The 16043-nt window shown below is 69.5% G+C and carries 16 protein-coding genes; 4 read left to right on the top strand and 12 right to left on the bottom strand.

Features of this window, described 5'->3' with window-relative positions:
* Nucleotides 1-71: 71 nt before the first annotated feature.
* The 9 genes from AR540_RS09440 to AR540_RS09400 all read right to left on the bottom strand — a co-directional run bounded on the left by AR540_RS09440 (nucleotide 72) and on the right by AR540_RS09400 (nucleotide 9252).
* A complete protein-coding gene (locus AR540_RS09440) occupies nucleotides 72-1379 on the bottom strand; it encodes an MFS transporter (protein WP_059228292.1) in 1308 nt (435 codons plus the stop codon).
* A gap of 169 nt (nucleotides 1380-1548) precedes the next feature.
* The gene (locus AR540_RS09435; RefSeq protein WP_059228289.1) at nucleotides 1549-2886 is read right to left on the bottom strand and encodes a sigma-54-dependent transcriptional regulator; all 1338 of its coding nucleotides are present in this window, start codon (nucleotides 2884-2886) and stop codon (nucleotides 1549-1551) included.
* 60 nt (nucleotides 2887-2946) lie between these two features.
* The gene (locus AR540_RS09430) at nucleotides 2947-4323 is read right to left on the bottom strand and encodes a sensor histidine kinase (protein ID WP_059228288.1); all 1377 of its coding nucleotides are present in this window, start codon (nucleotides 4321-4323) and stop codon (nucleotides 2947-2949) included.
* Nucleotides 4320-4979 (bottom strand): response regulator transcription factor, encoded by a 660-nt coding sequence (locus AR540_RS09425; protein WP_059228286.1) that lies wholly within the window; start codon nucleotides 4977-4979, stop codon nucleotides 4320-4322. Before AR540_RS09425 ends, AR540_RS09430 begins: the two co-directional genes overlap by 4 nt.
* Before the next feature lie 10 nt (nucleotides 4980-4989).
* Nucleotides 4990-5637, bottom strand: a complete 648-nt coding sequence (locus AR540_RS09420; protein WP_059228284.1) for a hypothetical protein — start codon at nucleotides 5635-5637, stop codon at nucleotides 4990-4992.
* On the bottom strand, nucleotides 5634-6443 hold the full coding sequence (locus AR540_RS09415) for an SDR family oxidoreductase (protein ID WP_059228282.1): 810 nt from the start codon (nucleotides 6441-6443) through the stop codon (nucleotides 5634-5636). Before AR540_RS09415 ends, AR540_RS09420 begins: the two co-directional genes overlap by 4 nt.
* The gene (locus AR540_RS09410; protein WP_059228280.1) at nucleotides 6430-7113 is read right to left on the bottom strand and encodes a TenA family transcriptional regulator; all 684 of its coding nucleotides are present in this window, start codon (nucleotides 7111-7113) and stop codon (nucleotides 6430-6432) included. The genes AR540_RS09415 and AR540_RS09410 overlap by 14 nt, the downstream gene beginning before the upstream one ends.
* Nucleotides 7110-8588 carry an AMP-binding protein gene (locus AR540_RS09405; protein ID WP_059228277.1) on the bottom strand — a complete coding sequence of 493 codons (1479 nt, stop codon included), beginning with the start codon at nucleotides 8586-8588 and terminating at the stop codon, nucleotides 7110-7112. The genes AR540_RS09410 and AR540_RS09405 overlap by 4 nt, the downstream gene beginning before the upstream one ends.
* Complete coding sequence (locus AR540_RS09400; RefSeq protein ID WP_059228276.1) at nucleotides 8578-9252, bottom strand: thermostable hemolysin; 675 nt, start codon at nucleotides 9250-9252, stop codon at nucleotides 8578-8580. The genes AR540_RS09405 and AR540_RS09400 overlap by 11 nt, the downstream gene beginning before the upstream one ends.
* Before the next feature lie 131 nt (nucleotides 9253-9383).
* Between AR540_RS09400 and AR540_RS09395 the strand changes: the two genes are divergently transcribed.
* Nucleotides 9384-9605: a hypothetical protein gene (locus tag AR540_RS09395; RefSeq protein ID WP_059228274.1), complete on the top strand. Its 222-nt coding sequence runs from the start codon at nucleotides 9384-9386 to the stop codon at nucleotides 9603-9605.
* On the opposite strand, the gene AR540_RS09390 is transcribed toward AR540_RS09395, so the two are convergent.
* Genes AR540_RS09390 through phoB form a run of 3 tightly spaced genes read right to left on the bottom strand, consistent with a single transcriptional unit; the run spans nucleotide 9602 to nucleotide 13429 of the window.
* Nucleotides 9602-11350 (bottom strand): sensor histidine kinase, encoded by a 1749-nt coding sequence (locus tag AR540_RS09390; RefSeq protein WP_059228272.1) that lies wholly within the window; start codon nucleotides 11348-11350, stop codon nucleotides 9602-9604. The two genes, AR540_RS09395 and AR540_RS09390, sit on opposite strands and share 4 nt — an antisense overlap.
* A gap of 55 nt (nucleotides 11351-11405) precedes the next feature.
* The gene (gene phoR, locus AR540_RS09385; protein ID WP_059228271.1) at nucleotides 11406-12719 is read right to left on the bottom strand and encodes a phosphate regulon sensor histidine kinase PhoR; all 1314 of its coding nucleotides are present in this window, start codon (nucleotides 12717-12719) and stop codon (nucleotides 11406-11408) included.
* A gap of 20 nt (nucleotides 12720-12739) precedes the next feature.
* Nucleotides 12740-13429 (bottom strand): phosphate regulon transcriptional regulator PhoB, encoded by a 690-nt coding sequence (gene phoB / locus AR540_RS09380; protein ID WP_058761685.1) that lies wholly within the window; start codon nucleotides 13427-13429, stop codon nucleotides 12740-12742.
* Nucleotides 13430-13588: 159 nt separating this feature from the next.
* On the opposite strand from phoB, the gene AR540_RS09375 reads away from it, so the two are divergent.
* From AR540_RS09375 to AR540_RS09365, 3 genes are read left to right on the top strand one after another with little or no spacing between them, the layout of a single operon-like run.
* Nucleotides 13589-14383 (top strand): IclR family transcriptional regulator, encoded by a 795-nt coding sequence (locus tag AR540_RS09375; protein ID WP_059228269.1) that lies wholly within the window; start codon nucleotides 13589-13591, stop codon nucleotides 14381-14383.
* Complete coding sequence (locus AR540_RS09370; protein WP_059228267.1) at nucleotides 14380-15333, top strand: 2-dehydro-3-deoxygalactonokinase; 954 nt, start codon at nucleotides 14380-14382, stop codon at nucleotides 15331-15333. The genes AR540_RS09375 and AR540_RS09370 overlap by 4 nt, the downstream gene beginning before the upstream one ends.
* Nucleotides 15326-15952: a 2-dehydro-3-deoxy-6-phosphogalactonate aldolase gene (locus AR540_RS09365; protein ID WP_059228265.1), complete on the top strand. Its 627-nt coding sequence runs from the start codon at nucleotides 15326-15328 to the stop codon at nucleotides 15950-15952. Before AR540_RS09370 ends, AR540_RS09365 begins: the two co-directional genes overlap by 8 nt.
* Nucleotides 15953-16043: the final 91 nt, after the last annotated feature.

Here is a 16043-nt window from a genome sequence, read left to right as displayed (position 1 = left end):
GCCCAGGCAAAGAGGGGCGGGCCGGACGGACGAATCTTGCGACCGAGAGGCCCGCACCCCGGGACGAGCGGTTATTCGTGGACGATGCGCGAGTGGTCGCGGGTATCCTTCATGAAGACGTAGACCAGCAGCGAGCAGGCGATGCAGCCGGTCACGTACCAGTAGTAGCCGCTCTCCAGGCCGATGCTCTTGAACCACAGGGCCACGTACTCGGCGGTGCCGCCGAAGATGGACACGGTCAGGGCGTAGGGCAGGCCGACGCCGAGGGCGCGGATCTCGGTGGGGAACAGTTCGGCCTTCACCACGGCGTTGATCGAGGTGTAGAAGCTGACGATCACCAGCGCCGCCATGATCAGCCAGAAGGCGCCCCACCAGGTGGTGACGCTGCCCAGGGCGGTCAGGATCGGATAGGTGAACAGGGTACCCAGCACGCCGAAGGCGATCAGCACCGGACGGCGGCCGATCTTGTCGGAGAGGGCGCCGACGACGGGCTGCAGCAGCATGAAGATGAACAGGGTGGCCGCCGAGATGGAGGTGGCGTCGGTCTTGCTCATGCCCACCGAGTTGACCAGGTACTTCTGCATGTAGGTGGTGTAGGTGTAGAAGGCCAGGGTGCCGCCCATGGTCAGGCCGACCACGGTGAAGAGCTCCTTGGGATGCCGCGCCAGGGTGCGCATCAGGGATTCCTTGGGCTTCTCGGCCTTGGTGAAGGAGCTGGTCTCTTCCATGCCGCGGCGCAGGTAGAGGGCGGTCACGGCGCAGGCGGCGCCGATGACGAAGGGGATGCGCCAGCCCCAGCTTTCCAGCTGCTCGACGGTGAGGGTCTGCTGCAGCACGATCAGGGTGGCCAGGGCCAGCAGCTGACCGGAGATCAGGGTCACGTACTGGAAGCTGGAGTAGAAGCCGCGGCTTTCCTTGGTGGCCATCTCGCTCAGGTAGGTGGCGGAGGTGCCGTACTCACCGCCCACGGAGAGGCCCTGCAGCAGGCGCGCCAGCACCAGCATGACCGGCGCGGCGACGCCGATGGTGGCGTAGCTGGGGGTGAGGGCGATGATCAGGGAGCCGGCGCACATCATGACCACCGAGACCATCAGCGCGGCCTTGCGTCCGGCCTTGTCGGCGTAGAGGCCCATCAGCCAGCCGCCGATGGGGCGCATGAGGAAACCCACGGCGAAGATGGCGGCGACGTTGAGCAGCTGGGCGGTCTGGTCGCCCTGGGGGAAGAAGGCCTTGGCGAAATACAGCGAGAAGGCTGCGTAGACGTACCAGTCGAACCATTCGACCAGGTTGCCGACGGAACCGCTGAAGATGGACTTGATGCGTTGCGAGGTGGTCTTGGGCGCGGCCTGGCCGGTCGTGAGGGTAGCGGTGCTATCCACAGGGTAGTCCTCTTGTCGTTGTTATTGGTGCGCTCGAGGCGTCGACAAGGGCTATTGCAGCGGGCGTGCCAAGCCGCGAAGGGGCGTCCTGGCTGGATTTGCGGTGATTGGATAGGCGGAAGTCCGCCAGGTCGACTACATCGATAAGCGGATTTCCGCCTATCGCGGGTCAGTCGCCCTCGGGGCCGTCGAGGAAGTCGGCGCGGATCAGGCCATGGCGTTGCATCTTCTCGTTGAGGGTGCGCCGCGGCAGTTGCAGCTCGTCCATCACCGCCTTGATCTCGCCGCCGTGGCGGGCCAGGGCGGCGCGCAGGCACTGGGCCTCGAAGGCTTCCAACTGGTCGGCCAGGGAATGGCTGGGGGCCGCGCTGGCGGGGGCGCCCAGGCCGAGGACTTCGCGCTCGGCGGCATTGGCCAGTTCGCGGACGTTGCCTGGCCAGCCGTGGCCGAGCAGCTGGGCCAATCGCGCCGCGCTGGGCGGTGCGGCCGGACGGCCCAGGCGGGCGCCGGCCTCGACGAGGAAGTGGTCGAACAGCAGCGGGATGTCTTCGCGCCGGGCGCGCAGTGGTGGCAGCTGCAGTTCGGCGACATTGAGGCGGTAGGCCAGGTCTTCGCGGAAGCGCCCGGCACGGGCTTCTTCGAGCAGGTCCGGCTTGGTCGCGGCAACGATGCGCAGGTCCAGGGCGATACTCTGGTTGGAGCCCAGCCGTTCCAGGCGTTGCTCCTGCAGCACCCTGAGCAGCTTGACCTGCTGCGCCAGGGGCATGCTCTCGATCTCGTCGAGGAACAGGGTGCCGCCATTGGCGTATTCCAGCTTGCCGATGCGCTTGCCCTGGGCACCGGTGAAGGCACCGCTCTCGTGGCCGAACAACTCGCTCTCGAACAGCTGCTCGGGAATGGCCGCGCAGTTGAGGGCGACGAAGGCCTTGCCGGCGCGCGGGCCGAAGTCGTGCAGGCAGCGGGCGACCAGTTCCTTGCCGCTGCCGGTCTCGCCGCGCAGCAGGACGTTCACCGGGGTCGGCGCCAGGTCGAGGATCTGCCGGCGCAGGCGGACGATGCCGGGGGAGACGCCCAGCAGGCGCCGGGCGAGGGCGCTCTGGTCGTCGGCGCGGCGATGCAGCTGGCGGTTCTCCTGCACCAGGCGGCGCTTCTCCAGGGCGCGGCCAAGACCGCCCAGCAGGGCTTCGGGGCTGAAGGGCTTTTCCAGGAAGTCGTAGGCGCCCTGGCGCATGGCGGTCACCGCCAGGGCTACATCGCCATGGGCGGTGAGCAGGATCACCGGCAGGTCGCGATCCAGCGCCTGCAGGCGCTCCAGCAGGACCAGGCCGTCCATGCCGGGCATGCGCACGTCGCTGACCACTACCCCGGCGAAGTCCGGGGTCACCGCCGCCAGGCAGTCCTCGGCGCGGGCGAACAGTCGCACCTGCAGCCCGGACAGTTCCAGCCACTGGCGCACCGCTTCGCGGATGCTGGCTTCGTCATCGACCAGATAGACCTGATGTTCCATGGCTGTCCCCTATCGCCCGTGGCCATCACCTTGCCGGAACGGCGGGTGCAGGTCGAGTGCTCAGGCGCCAGCGGCAGGCAGCAGCGGCAGGCCGAGGCGGGCGCAGGCGCCGCCGTCCGGCTGGTTGCCCAGTTCGATACGGCCGTTCAGGTGCTGGGCCACGGTCTGCACGATGGACAGGCCCAGGCCGGCGCCGTTGGCCGCGCCGCTGCTGTAGAAGCGTTCGAACAGCCGCGGCAGTACCGTGGCGGGGATACCAGGCCCCTGGTCGAGGATGAGGATGTCCGCCCAGTCGTCACCGACGTCCAGGCGGACCTGGATTTCACCGCCGGGGGGCGAGACGTTGACCGCGTTGGTCAGCAGGTTCTGCAGGGCGATGCCGAGCATGGCGCTGTCGCCCCGGACCCGGGCCTGGGTGGGCGGCGCCTCGAAGCTGAGGTCGAAGCCCTTGTCGAGAATCCAGGGCCCCAGCTCTTCAAGGGTAGCGCCGACGGCGGTACGCAGGTCGAAGCGCTGTTCGTCGCTCCAGCTCGGCCGGGGTTCCAGGCGGGCGAGGATCAGCAACTGGTTGACCACCCGGGTCAGGCGATCGGTGCCGCTGACGACGAACTTCAAGGCTTCGTCGCGAGCGCCGCCCGTTTGCGCGGACAGGGCGTTCTGGGCGTGCAGGCGCAGCACTGCCAGCGGAGTGCGCAGCTCATGGGCGGCATCGGCGATGAACCGGCGCTCGCGTTGTAGCAGCTGTTCGATCTGCAGGAGCAGGCGGTTGAGCGCGGCCTGCATGGGTTCGAGTTCGCGCGGCAGCGGATCGAGGCGTAGCGGTTGCAGGGATTCCGGATCACGGTGGCGGATCAGCGCCGCCATGCGCCGCAGCGGTCGCAGCCCCCAGCCGATCGCCAGCCAGGCCAGCAGCGAGAGCAGCACCAGGCCGATCAGGTGCGGGGTGAGGGTATGGCGCAGGATGCGGCGGACCAGGTCGGCACGTACTTCGTCGCGCTCGCCGACCCAGAGCATCAGGTCGTGGTCGGGATCGGGCAGCAGGAAGCCGTACCAGCCTTCGCCGTCCAGGATCAGCTCGGTGAAGCCGGGGGTGGTCGGCAGGGCGAAGGCCGGGGCGTTGGGCGAACGCATCAGCGGCGCCCCGCTGGCGTTCCAGGCCTGGAAGGCCATCTTGGCCTCGTAGCGATGGCCGTAGGGGCTGTCGGTGGCTTCGGCGAGCGCCGCGGTGACGCTTTCGTGCAGCGCCTGGCGGCCCTCGGCGCGGGGCGCGGCGCGCAGCATGCCCTGGAGGATGCGGGCGCTCTGCGCCAGCTGGGCGTCGTAGATCTCGCCGATCTCGCGCTGGCTGTCGTGAATGTTGGTGAGGGCGATCAGCAGGGTGCCGATCAAGAGTAGCGTCAATACCAGGCCGACGGTGCGGCGGCGGATGGAGGTCATGGGCATTCGAGCCGATAGCCGATGCCCCGGACGGTGCGGATCAGGTCGGCGCGCAGTTTCTTGCGCAGGTTGTAGATGTGGACTTCCAGGGTGTTGCTCTCCACGCCTTCGTCCCAGCCGTAGAGCAGGCCCATAAGGCGATCACGGCTGAAGATCTTGCCGGGATTGGCCAGCAGTTCGTGCAGGAGCTGGTATTCGCGCGGGGTGAGGTTGATCGGTTGGCCTTCGAAGGTGACCCGGCGGGTGGCCGGGTCGAGGAGGATGCCACCGCCTTCGAGCTGGAGCTGCGAGGGCCCGTTGCGGCGGCGCAGCAGGGCGCGCAGGCGGGCCTTGAGTTCCTTGATGTCGAAGGGCTTGACCAGGTAGTCGTCGGCGCCGGCGTCCAGGCCGGCGACCCGGTCTTCGGTGTCGTCGCGGGCGGTGAGGATCAGCACCGGGGTGGTGAGACCATTCGCCCTGCTCTGGCGCAGCACCTGGATGCCGTCCAGGCGCGGCAGCCCGAGGTCGAGCACCACCAGGTCGAAGCCTTCCTCGCGCAGGGCGTGGACGGCGCTTTCGCCATCCTTGAGCCAGTCCAGGGTATAGCCTTCTTCCCGCAGACTGGAGCGGATGCCCGCGCCGAGGTCGGGATCGTCTTCGATGAGCAGGACGCGCATGGGCCCCTCGTCAGTTCAGCTTTTGGTCGACGTCCTTGAGCAGGGCCGCGATCTCGCCCTGCCGGCCCTGGTCGGCCAGTTCGCGGCCGGGGCGCGGCGCCGCCTGCTGCGCCTGGAGCAGGGCGGTGCGCGCCTCGGCGTAGCGCTTCTGGCGATACAGGTGGTCGCCCCAGAAGTATAGGGTATCGATGCCGCTGGGGTTGCGGGCGAGTGCCTGCTGCAACAGCCGGTCGGCTTCGCTGGCGTCGCCGAAGCCGATGGGCCAGCCGGGTACCCGGTCGTAGAGCGCGGCGAGACTGGTGTAGGCCGAGCCCTGCAGGGCGTTGGGATCGAGCTTGAGCGCCTGTTCCAGGTCGGTCCGGGCTTCCTTGACCTTGCCGAGGGCGCCGAGGCCGCCCTGGGCGCCGGCCCAGCTGCTGAGCACGATGCCCTGCCAGATCCAGGCTGGCGCCGACTGGGGTTCGGCCTGGGTGAAGGCGCGGGCCTGTCCGGCCAGCTGCGCGAAGGCGGCGGTCTTCTCGCCAGCCGGCAGGCGGTACTGGATCTCGGCCCAGCGCTGCTGGATCTGCGCCAGTCGCTGTGCGTCCTCGGCCAGGGCGAAGGGGCTGGCGAGCAGGGCGGTGAGCAGCAGGCCGAGGGCCTGGCGGGGGAACTTCATGGACGTTTCTCCGGGACGAGGGGGGTATCGGTGAAGCGCCGGATGACCGGCAACTGGCGGCGCAGCGCTCGATCCACCAGGCCGGGCAGCAGGCCGTTGAGGCGCACGAAGAGCTTTTCCGGCCAGCCTAGGTAGAGCTCCTGGCGGTCCTCGACCAGCGCGCGGATCACTGCGCTGGCGACCACGGCAGGCTCGTCCACCGGACTCTTGAGCGCCTGGTTCAGGGCCATGGCGGCTGGGCTGTTCATCGCCGTGCGGGTGGCGCGCGGGGCGACGTAGAGCACCCGGATACGGGTATCGGCCAGCTCGCGGCGCAGCGCCTGGGTGAAGCCGCGCAAGGCGAACTTGCTGGCGCAATAGGGCGCATAGCCCGGATAGCCGATGGAGCCCAGGGTGGAGCCGATGTGGGCGACCACCGCGCGCGGCTGGCGCCGCAGCAGCGGCAGCAGCAGGCGGGTCAGCTGGATGGCGGCGCCGATGTTGACCGCCAGCATGGCGTCGATGGCGTCTTCGTCGAGGGCTTCGAGCAGGGCGAAGCTGTTGCTGCCGGCCGCGTTGAGCAACACGTTGACGCCCTGGCCGCGGCTGGCTTCGGCCAGTACCGCCTGGCGGTCAGGGCGCTGGGTGAGGTCGGCGCCCTGCAGGCGCAACCGCGTGCCGAAGCGCTCGACCAGGGGCTGCAGGGCGCCCGTGTCACGCGCCACCGCCAGGACCTGGGCACCGCCGGTACAGAGCTGTTCCACCAGCGGCAGGCCGATGCCGCCACTGGCGCCGGTGAGCAGGATGCGGCAATCAGGCAGCTGCATGGCGCTGCTCCGGCTGCTGACCGGCTCCTGGCAAGTTGCGGAACATGTCGGCGTAGAGGCGATAGACCACCTTGGCGACGTGGATCACCGCGGCCTGGTCGGTCGGGTCGTCCAGGCGATCCATCAGCTGGCGGTAGGTCGCCATGTGTTCCTGGTCGAGGCTGCCGTGGGAGTCCAGGTAGCTGAAGGCAGTGGCCGGCAGACCCAGGCCGCTGCGGATGGCACCGGCGGCCTGGGTGGCCAGGGCGATGCTGGTGCCTTCGAGCACGTTGACCATGCCGAACAGCCCGACCGGGTTGTCGCGGGCGATGAAGTCGTAGAGATAGGCGACCATCAACTCGATGGGCAGGTCGGGGCGACCGGTACGCACCGCCTCGACATCGCCGCCGCAGGCCGCGATGTCGTTGAGGATCCACCGGTCGTGGCCGTATTCCTCCTCGATGTATTCGCAGACCGCACCGCGCAGCCATTCCAGGCGTGCCGGCAGCCGGGCGCCGCAGGCCATCATCAGCGGCGCGGTGTGGCGCACGTGGTAAAAGGCCTGGCCGAGGAAGGCGATATAGCTCTCCAGGGAGACGTCACCGCTCAGGGCGGCGCGAATGATGGGCACCTCGAACAACGCCTGGCGTTCCGCGGCGGTTGCGGCTTGCAGGGTGGCGAAGAAACTCATGGGTATACCTCCAGAAGATCCGAGAGCAGGGCCGCGTATTGCGCCTGGATGGCGTCGCGGCGTAGGCGTCCGGTCGCGGTGAGCAGGCCGTTGGCGGGGGTGAAGGGTGCGGCGAGGCGCTGCCAGGCGCCGATGCGGGCGTAGTCGGGCAGGCGCCGGTTGAGGCAGGCGACCTGGTCGGCGAGAAAACTGTCGGGCAGGTCCGGCTGCCGCGGCCAGAGCAGCGCCACCAGGTGCCGGGCGCCTTCGCCCTGGACATAGGCCTGGGCGATGGGGCCGCCCTGGGTGAGCTCGGCCTCGATCCAGCCCGGATCGACGTTGCGTCCAGAGGCCAGGCTGAACTGGTGTTTCTTGCGCCCGCGCAGATAGAGGTAGCCGTCGGCGTCGAATTCGCCGAGATCGCCGGTGGCCACCTCGTCGGAGGCGCTGCCGGGCTCGCCCAGGTAGCCGGCGAAATCGACGCCGCCGACCAGCACCTCACCGTCGGCGGCCAGGCGCAGGCGGACGTGGGGCAGGGGCTGGCCGACGCTGCCCGGGCGGTTGGCGTCAGGGCGATTGAGGGCCACCACCGAGGCGCACTCCGACAGGCCGTAGCCCTGGAACACCGGTAGGTCGAGCGCGGCGGCGCGCGTCTGTAGGGCTTCGCTCAGCGGCGCTCCGCCGACGGCGGCGAAGCTCAGTTCGTCCAGCCGCAGCAGACCGCGCTCACCCAGTTCCACCAGCCCCTGCAACAGCTGCGGCATGAGGATCAGACTGTGCGGCTGGCGCTGCTGCAGACAACCGGCCAGGCGCGCCCAGTCGATACTGGTGGAGCCGGTGATGCCCTGGTCGGCGTCATCCAGGACCAGCACCTCGGCACCGGCCAGCAGGGCGGCGTAGACGCCAAGGTTCTCCAGCAGGATGCCTAGGGACAGCAGCACCTGATGACGCCGCGGCGCCAAGGGGCGGCTGGCGCCCTCCAGGTTGGTCGCGACCCGCAGCAGGGCCGCTGCCCTGAGGCAGACGCCCTTGGGCGTGCCGGTGGTGCCGGAGGTGTAGGTGAGCTTGGCGGTCCGGGCCGGTAGTGGGATGGACTCGGCGATGGGCCGGCGCCAGGCGCCGTCGGCCTCGGTGAAGCCGGCGGCGGTCCACTCCGCGCTGCGTTCGGCGCGGCCCAACAAGAAGTCGGCGTCGCTGTCCCGTAGTACGTGGGCGCGCTGCTCGGCGCTGAAGAAGTCCGGCAGCAGCACGCAGGGAATGCCGACGTGCAGGGCGGCCAGATCCCAGCCCAGCAGCTCCGGGCCGTTGGGCAGATCCAGTGCCAGGCGCTGCACCCCGTGCTCGCGCAGCCAGACGGCGCGCGCCTTGAGTTCCTGTAGCAGCCGGGCGTAGCTCCAGGTCTCGCGGCTGCCGACCAACGCCGGGCGCAAGGTCTCCCAGGCATGGGCTTCGAGGGTGGCGAAGAAGGCGGCGACGGGGTTGGCTTCAGGCGACATGGCAGTTCTCCGCCGTAAGGGTAGGCAGGCCCAGGCGGGCGAAGATGCCGGCGTGCAGCAGTTGGCGGTAACCCTGCTGGATGTCACCGGCGCAGACCTGGGGGGCGCTGGCGTAGTAGGAGCCCCAGCTCTCGCGTTCGTCGCCCAGGCAGGCCGGATCGGCCGCGCCCAGTACCTGGGGCGCCAGACCGAGGCGATGAAAGCTGTTGATCAGGCGGGTGGGACCGGTGAAGGTGACCCAGCGCCGGCCGCTGCGGGCCAGCAGCCAGGTGGTGGTGACGATCAGCAGGCGCGCCTGGCCAGGACCCAGCGCCGCCAGATTGCCGACCTCCACCACCTCCGCGCGATTGATCGGCCGGTCGAGCGCCGCCGCCACGTGGGTCTCCACCGGCTGCGGCAGATAGCGTTCGAGAAACAGCGGCTGGTCGAGGGCGGGGCGGATGCCCACCGCTGCCTGCAGCACGCCTTCGGCATCGCGCAGGGCGAGCAGCAGCGGCAGGAAGTGGCTGATGCGGGCGCCATGCTCCAGGGCGAAACGGGCGCCGATGAAGGCCTCGGTTGCCTGGCGGCCGGGCGCCTCGAGCGGCTCCAGGCGGGCCAGCAGCGAACCGCTGCGATCGGCCAGGGTAAAACCTTGCGAGGACTGCCAAGTCACGTCGAGCATCGCGACCTCTCCGGGGGAATGCGAGGTGCAGTCTTGGCGGTCAAGCTGAAGGCAATCTGAAGCGCTGCTTCATCGCAGCTTCAGGTTGCCTAGCTAGGGTCGCGCTCTGTATTCCCCGGCGGAACCCTGCCATGTCCGAAGAAGAGACCCTTGCTGCCGCTCCCGAGGAGTCGGTCGACAGCCACTGGCCGCTGGTCAAGATCCTCGCCGGTATCCTGGCCGGTGCCCTCATCGGCGGCGTCGGCTTGCCGCTGCTGGATGCCACGCGCGGTGCCTGGGATGGCGCCACCCTGCTGGTAATCGGCGTGCTGGGCTGGGGCTTTGCCCTGCTGGTGACCCTCTGCGTGCGTTAGCTCGCTTCGGTCGTGGCAGGCAGCCTCAACCGGAAGACGGCGCCCTCGACGCCATTGGCGACGGTCAGGGTGCCGCCCTGGGCCTGGACGATGGCCGAGGACACTGCCAGCCCCAGGCCGAGACCTTCGCCCACCGGCTTGGTGGTGAAGAAAGGGTCGAACACCTGCCCCAGGTGCTCCTCGGCGATGCCACCGCCGTTGTCCGCCACGTCCACTTGCCAGCTGTCGCCGTCGCGCCTCAGGCTGACCGTGACCCTTGGCATCGGCCGTCCGGCCACGGCGTCCAGGGCGTTGCGCAGCAGATTCACCAGCACCTGTTCCAGGCGGATCGGATCGCCAAGCAGCCAGGCCGGGCGCGGGAGCTCCAGCAGCAGTTCGACGTTCACCTCGCTGCGGCGCGCTTCCAGCAATTCCAGTGCCTGATCCACCACCCGCGCCAGGTCGACTCTTTCGCGCAGGCCGGCGGGGGTCTTGCGCGCATAGGTCTTGAGGTGGCTGGTGAGGCCGCTCATGCGGGTGAACAGGCCATCGAGACGCTCCAGGGCGGCGCGGGCCTCGTCCAGCCGGCCGTGGTCCAGCAACAGGCGCAGACTCGCCAGGTGCATGCGCTGGGCGGTGAGTGGCTGGTTGAGTTCATGCACCAGGGCCGCCGACATCTGCCCCAGGGCAGCCAGCTTGGCGGCCTGCACCAGGCCATCCTGGGCGGTACGCAATTCGGCGGTGCGGGCTTCCACCAGGCGTTCCAGTTCCAGCCGGCTGCGCTGGCGCAGGCGTTGCAGCCGTCGCCTTTGCGCCCACAGCAGGCCGGCGCAGACCAGCAGCAGCCAGACACAGACGGCGGCCAGCGCCGCACCCAGCCCACCGGACTGCAGGTCCTGGGTCGGCCGCAGCAGGTGCAGGGTCCAGCCCTCGCTGGGCAGCGGCAGGCTATCCCAGAGGTAGTCGGCCGGGCCCTCTGGCGCGTCGATATGGGCCACTCGGCGCTGGTCGCCCAGGAGGGTGCGTTCTTGATAGGGCAGCGGCTGCAACGGGCGCCGGTCGTATTGGCGGGTGGCGGCCAGTTCGGCGCGATCCGCCGGGAGCAGGTCGCGCAGCAGGCGATAGCGCCAGGCCGGGCGATTGGCGGCGAACACCACGCCGCGGGCATCGCTGATCAGCAGGATCTCGGGATGCTCGCCCCAGCGCGCCTCGATGGCGGGAAACTCCAGCTTGACCACCACCGCGCCGAGAAAGCGCCCCTGGGCGTCCAGCACGGCGTGGGAGAGGAAATAGCCGGGGATGCCGGTGGTGACCCCCACGGCATAGAAGCGCCCGCTGCCACCGGCGAGGGTTTCGCGGAAATAGGGGCGGAAGGCGTAGTTGTGGCCGACGTAGCTGGTGGGCAGCCGCCAGTTGCTGGCGCCGATGGCCAGGCCGGTGCTATCCAACAGCTCCAGGGTCGAGGATTGCGCCGCCGTGTTCAGGCGCTCCAGCTTGAGATTCAGGCGTTCGGTGGCGGCGGCGTCTGGCGCGGTGGTCAGGGCGGCGATCAGCTCGGGGTCCTGGGCCAGCACCGCCGGCAGGGCGCGAAAGCGGTCGATCAGGGTCTGCAGGCCGCTGGCGTGCAGGCGCAACTGCTCCTGGCCGAGCAGGCTGGCCTCGGCCAGGGTCGCCTGTTCGGCGCGGTGCCAGGCCTGGCTGCCGAGCAGCAGGCCGCCGATCAGGGCGAGCAGCAGGACCGGCAGCAGGCGCAGGGCGGGGGGCATGGGGCGAGACCGTGGCAGGGATGGCCGGACGATAGCACGGCCACGGAGAGCTGACTCAGGCCGAGGCGGCGGCGCGTTGGGCGATCTGCTCGGGCTGGAAATGGCAGGTGAAGCGACTGCCCTCGCCGGGCACGCTGTGGATGTCGAGGCCACCGCGGTGGCGGATCAGCACGTGCTTGACGATGGCCAGGCCCAGCCCGGTGCCGCCGGTGCTGGAGGCGCGGCTGGCGTCGATGCGATAGAAGCGCTCGGTGAGCCGCGGCAGGTGGCGGGCGTCGATGCCGGGGCCGGTGTCCTGCACGGCGACGTGGGCACCCTCGGCGTCCTGCCAGGCCCGCACCCGCACCTCGCCGCCCTCGGGGCTGTACTTGACCGCGTTGAACACCAGGTTGGAGAAGCAGCTGCGCAATTCGGTCTCGCTGCCCAGGAGCGCCAGGCCCGGCTCGCACTCCAGGCTCAGGCGATGGCCGACGGCGCCGGACAGCGCCCGGCCGTCCTGCAGGATGGAGCCGAGCAGCGGCTCCAGGGGCACCGGGCGGTTGTCGGCGGGGTAGTCGGTGGCTTCCAGGCGCGCCAGCAGCAGCAGGTCGTCGATGGTGTGCTGCATGCGCCCGGCCTGTTGCTGCATCTGCCCCAGCGCCCGCCGCCAGCGCGGGGTGGCGTGCTCGGCGTTGTCCAGCAGGGTTTCCAGGTAGCCGGTGATCACCGTCAGCGGGGTGCGCAGTTCGTGGGAGACGTTGGCGACGAAGTCCTTGCGCATCTGTTCCAACTGGTGGACACGGGTCACGTCGCGCACCAGCAGCAGGCGATCGCCTTCGCCGAAGCGGGTGACCAGGATGTGCAGGTACTGGTTGTCGTTGAGCGGCGAGGCCAGTTCCAGCGGCTCGCCGTAGTCGCCGCCGAGGAAGTAGTCGGCGAAGCGCGGATGGCGCACCAGGTTGGTGATGGGCTGGCCGAGATCCTGGGGCTGGCGCAGGCCCAGCAGCGTCTCCGCGGCACGGTTCCACCATTCCAGGTTGCCATGGCGATCCACCAGGATGATGGCGTCGCGCAGGGCCTCGGTGGAGGCCTGGGCCCGGCCGATGACCGCGAGCAATTCCTCGCGTTGGCGCAGCTCATGGCGCTGGCGGCGATAGAGGCGATCCAGCACGTCGCCCCACAGCCCCTCGGCCTCGGGCGGTTCGCCGGCTGCCTCGCTGGCCAGCCAGGCATGCAGGCGCAACAGGTGCCGCAGCGTAATGGCGAGGTATACCGCCAGTCCCAGCGCCACCGCCAGGCCGACATGGCCGAAGGGCCAGCCGGCCAGGGCGCAGCCGCCGACCACGATCGACAGCTGGGTGGCCAAGCGGGAGCGCCAGTTGATGTTCACGGCGGCGGTGGCCTGCGCGGTCAGAGCTTGGTGGAGAAGCGATACCCGGTGCCGCGCACCGTCTGTACCAGGTTTTCGTAGGTCTCGCCGAGGGCCTTGCGCAGGCGGCGGATGTGTACGTCGACGGTACGCTCCTCGACGTAGACGTTGCCGCCCCACACTTGGTCGAGCAACTGGCCGCGGGTGTAGGCACGCTCCTGGTGGGTCATGAAGAACTGCAGCAGGCGGTACTCGGTGGGTCCCATCTCGGCCGGCGTGCCGTCGATGGTCACCCGGTGGCTGACCGGGTCCAGCACCAGGCCGTTGACCTCCAGCGGACCGTCGTTCTCCAAGTGCCCGGTGCGGCGCAGCACGGCTTTCAACCGCGCCACCAGCTCGCGGGGCGAGAAGGGCTTGGTGATGTAGTCGTCGGCACCGGTTTCCAGTCCCTGGACCTTGTTGTCCTCGTCGCCCTTGGCGGTGAGCATGATGATGGGGATGGCGTCGGTCAGCTCGTCGCGCTTGAGGCGGCGGGCCAGTTCCAGGCCGGAGGTGCCGGGCAGCATCCAGTCGAGCAGGATGAGATCGGGCTTGCGGTCGACGATCAGGGCATGGGCGTCCTTGCTGTTGTCCGCCTCCAGGCATTCATAGCCCGCCATTTCCAGGGCCACGGCGATCATCTCGCGAATGGGGGCCTCATCGTCGACGATCAGGATGGATTTACCCGTCATGGAGCGCTCTGCCTCTCGAGTCCTTGCAATGTGCCGTGCATTAGATAGCGCCAATATTGCAGCTATGTGACAAGGCTGTCATATCTACTTTTAATCCCACAATATGGGATGGTGTGTCACATATTGAGATTTCCTGGTGAGGCTTCTAGAGTGAAGGCCATGAACGACAACAATTCCAACAAGGGCGAAGCGCCCAGCGGGGCCCAGGCGCTGTTTCGCGGACTCGCGGTACTCGACGCCGTGGCCGCTGGCGCCGACAGCCTGGCCCAGGTCGGCGCCGCCATCGGCTGCACTCGCAGCACCACCCATCGCCTGGTCGCCGCCCTGAGCCAGGCCGGCTATCTGCGTAGCGATGGCGGGCGGTTGATCCTCGGCAGCCATCTCATCGCCCTTGGCTACCAGGCCCGCGAACAGCTGCCGCTGAGCGCCGTCGCCCGTCCCCATCTGCAACGCCTGGCGCAGCACTGCGGCGACACCGTGCACCTCGGCGTGCGCGAAGGTGGCGACGTGCTCTATCTGGACAAGCTGGCCGGCAGTCGCGGCCTGGAGATGAGATCCCGCGTCGGCCTGCGCATGCCGCTGGCGCTGACCGGGGTCGGCAAGGCGCTGATGCTGGATCTCGCCGAAAACGAGTGGGAAGCCCTCTATGGCGAAGGCATGGCGCGGCGAGCCGGCCAGCCCGGCCTGCGCGAGGACTTCCTACCGTGGGCGGACTACCGCGCGCGGCTGCGCGGCTACGCCGCCGAGGGCTATGCGCTGGACCTGGAAGAGAACGAACTGGGCATCCGTTGCGTGGCCGCCCCCATCCGCGGCGCCGACGGCGCCATCGTCGCGGCCCTGAGCGTGGCCAGTGCCATTCCCTACATGCCCGAGGCGCGGCTGCACGAGTTGCAGCCCGAGGTCAGTGCCTGCGCCCGGGCCATTTCCCGCGAACTCGGCTGGAGTCCTGCATGACCGCCATCCCGCACCTCATCGGCCTCGACTGGGGCACCTCGTCCCTGCGGGCCCAGCTGTTCGACGCCCAGGGCGCCGTGCTGGAAACCCGCAGCCGGCCCTGGGGCATCATGCATGTCCCGAATGGTGACTTCGCCGCGGCCTATCGCACCCTGGTGGGCGACTGGCGCGAAGCCCAGCCGGACCTGCCCGCCATCGCCTGCGGCATGGTCGGCAGTCGCGGCGGCTGGCGCGAGGTGCCCTATGCCGACTGCCCGGCCGACGTCCACAGCCTGGCCGCCGGCCTGTTGCGCCTGGACACGGGTTGCGGCGAGCTCCATCTGGTCCCTGGGGTGATGCAGCGTGGCGCCTTGCCCAACGTCCTGCGTGGCGAGGAGACCCAGGTGTTCGGCGCCCTCGAACTGGAGCCGGACCTGGCCGCCGCAGCCCTGCTGGTACTGCCCGGCACCCACAGCAAGTGGGTGCGGGTGCGTGACGGTCGCCTGACCGACTTCGCCACCTACATGACCGGCGAGCTGTTCGCCGTGCTGCGCGACCATTCCATCCTGGGGCGTCCGGCCAGCGAAGCGGAGCCCGCCGCCAGTGCCGAGGCCTTCCGCCTGGGCCTGGTCACCGCCCGCGATGCCGGCGCCGAGGGGCTGTTCGGCCGCCTCTTCACCGTGCGCAGCCGGGTGCTGGCCGGCGAGCTGGGCGCGGCGCACAGCCTCGACTACCTCTCCGGCCTGCTGATCGGCGAAGAGCTGCGTAGCCAGGTCGCCGCCCTCGCCGGCACCACCTGTCCACCCCTGGTGCTGATCGGCGACGCGGCGCTCTGCCAGCGCTATCGCGACGCCCTGGCGCTGTTCGATATCCACCAGGTCCGCCTGCTGGAGCAGGCCACCCGGGCCGGGCTCTGGCGCCTGGCCCAGGCCGCCGGCCTGCTCCCCACCTCTGGAGGCTCCCATGCTTGATACCTATCTCAAGGACCTGCCGCTGATCGCCATCCTGCGCGGCGTCACCCCGGACGAGATCGTCGCGGTCGGCCGCGCCCTCTATGAGGCCGGCTTTCGCGTCATCGAGATTCCGCTCAACTCGCAGCAGCCCTTCGACAGCATCCGTCGGCTGACCGCCGAGCTGGACGAAGACTGCCTGATCGGCGCCGGCACCGTGCTCACCGAAGCCCAGGTGGCCGAGGTGGACGCCGCCGGTGGCCGGCTGATCGTCTCGCCCAACGCCAACCTGGCGGTGATCCGCGCCAGCAAGGCCGCCGGCCTGGTCAGCGCGCCAGGCGTGGCCACTCCTTCGGAAGGCTTCGCCGCCCTCGACGCCGGCGCCGACAGCCTCAAGCTGTTTCCCGCCGAGCAACTCGGCCCGGCGGTGGTCAAGGCCTGGCGCGCGGTGTTTCCCAAGGAGCTCGCGCTGCTGCCGGTGGGCGGCATCACCCCGGACAACATGGGCGCCTACGTGGCCGCCGGCGCCAACGGCTTCGGCCTTGGCTCGGCGCTGTACAAGCCAGGCCTGAGCGCCGCCCAGGTAAGTGCCAATGCCCAGGCCTTCGCGGCGGGGTGGCGGGCGGCGAAGAACGCTTAAAGCTCGCGGTCATGGACCGCTCCTACAGATATCCGTAGGAGCGGTCCATGACCGCGATTTGCCCAATCCCTCGATTCCAATAATTACCGTC

The sequence above is a fragment of the Pseudomonas sp. EpS/L25 genome, from assembly GCF_001512295.1.
Taxonomy (GTDB): domain Bacteria; phylum Pseudomonadota; class Gammaproteobacteria; order Pseudomonadales; family Pseudomonadaceae; genus Chryseomonas.
Note: the sequence above shows the minus strand (reverse complement) of the source record. Positions and strands in the feature narration are given on the sequence as shown.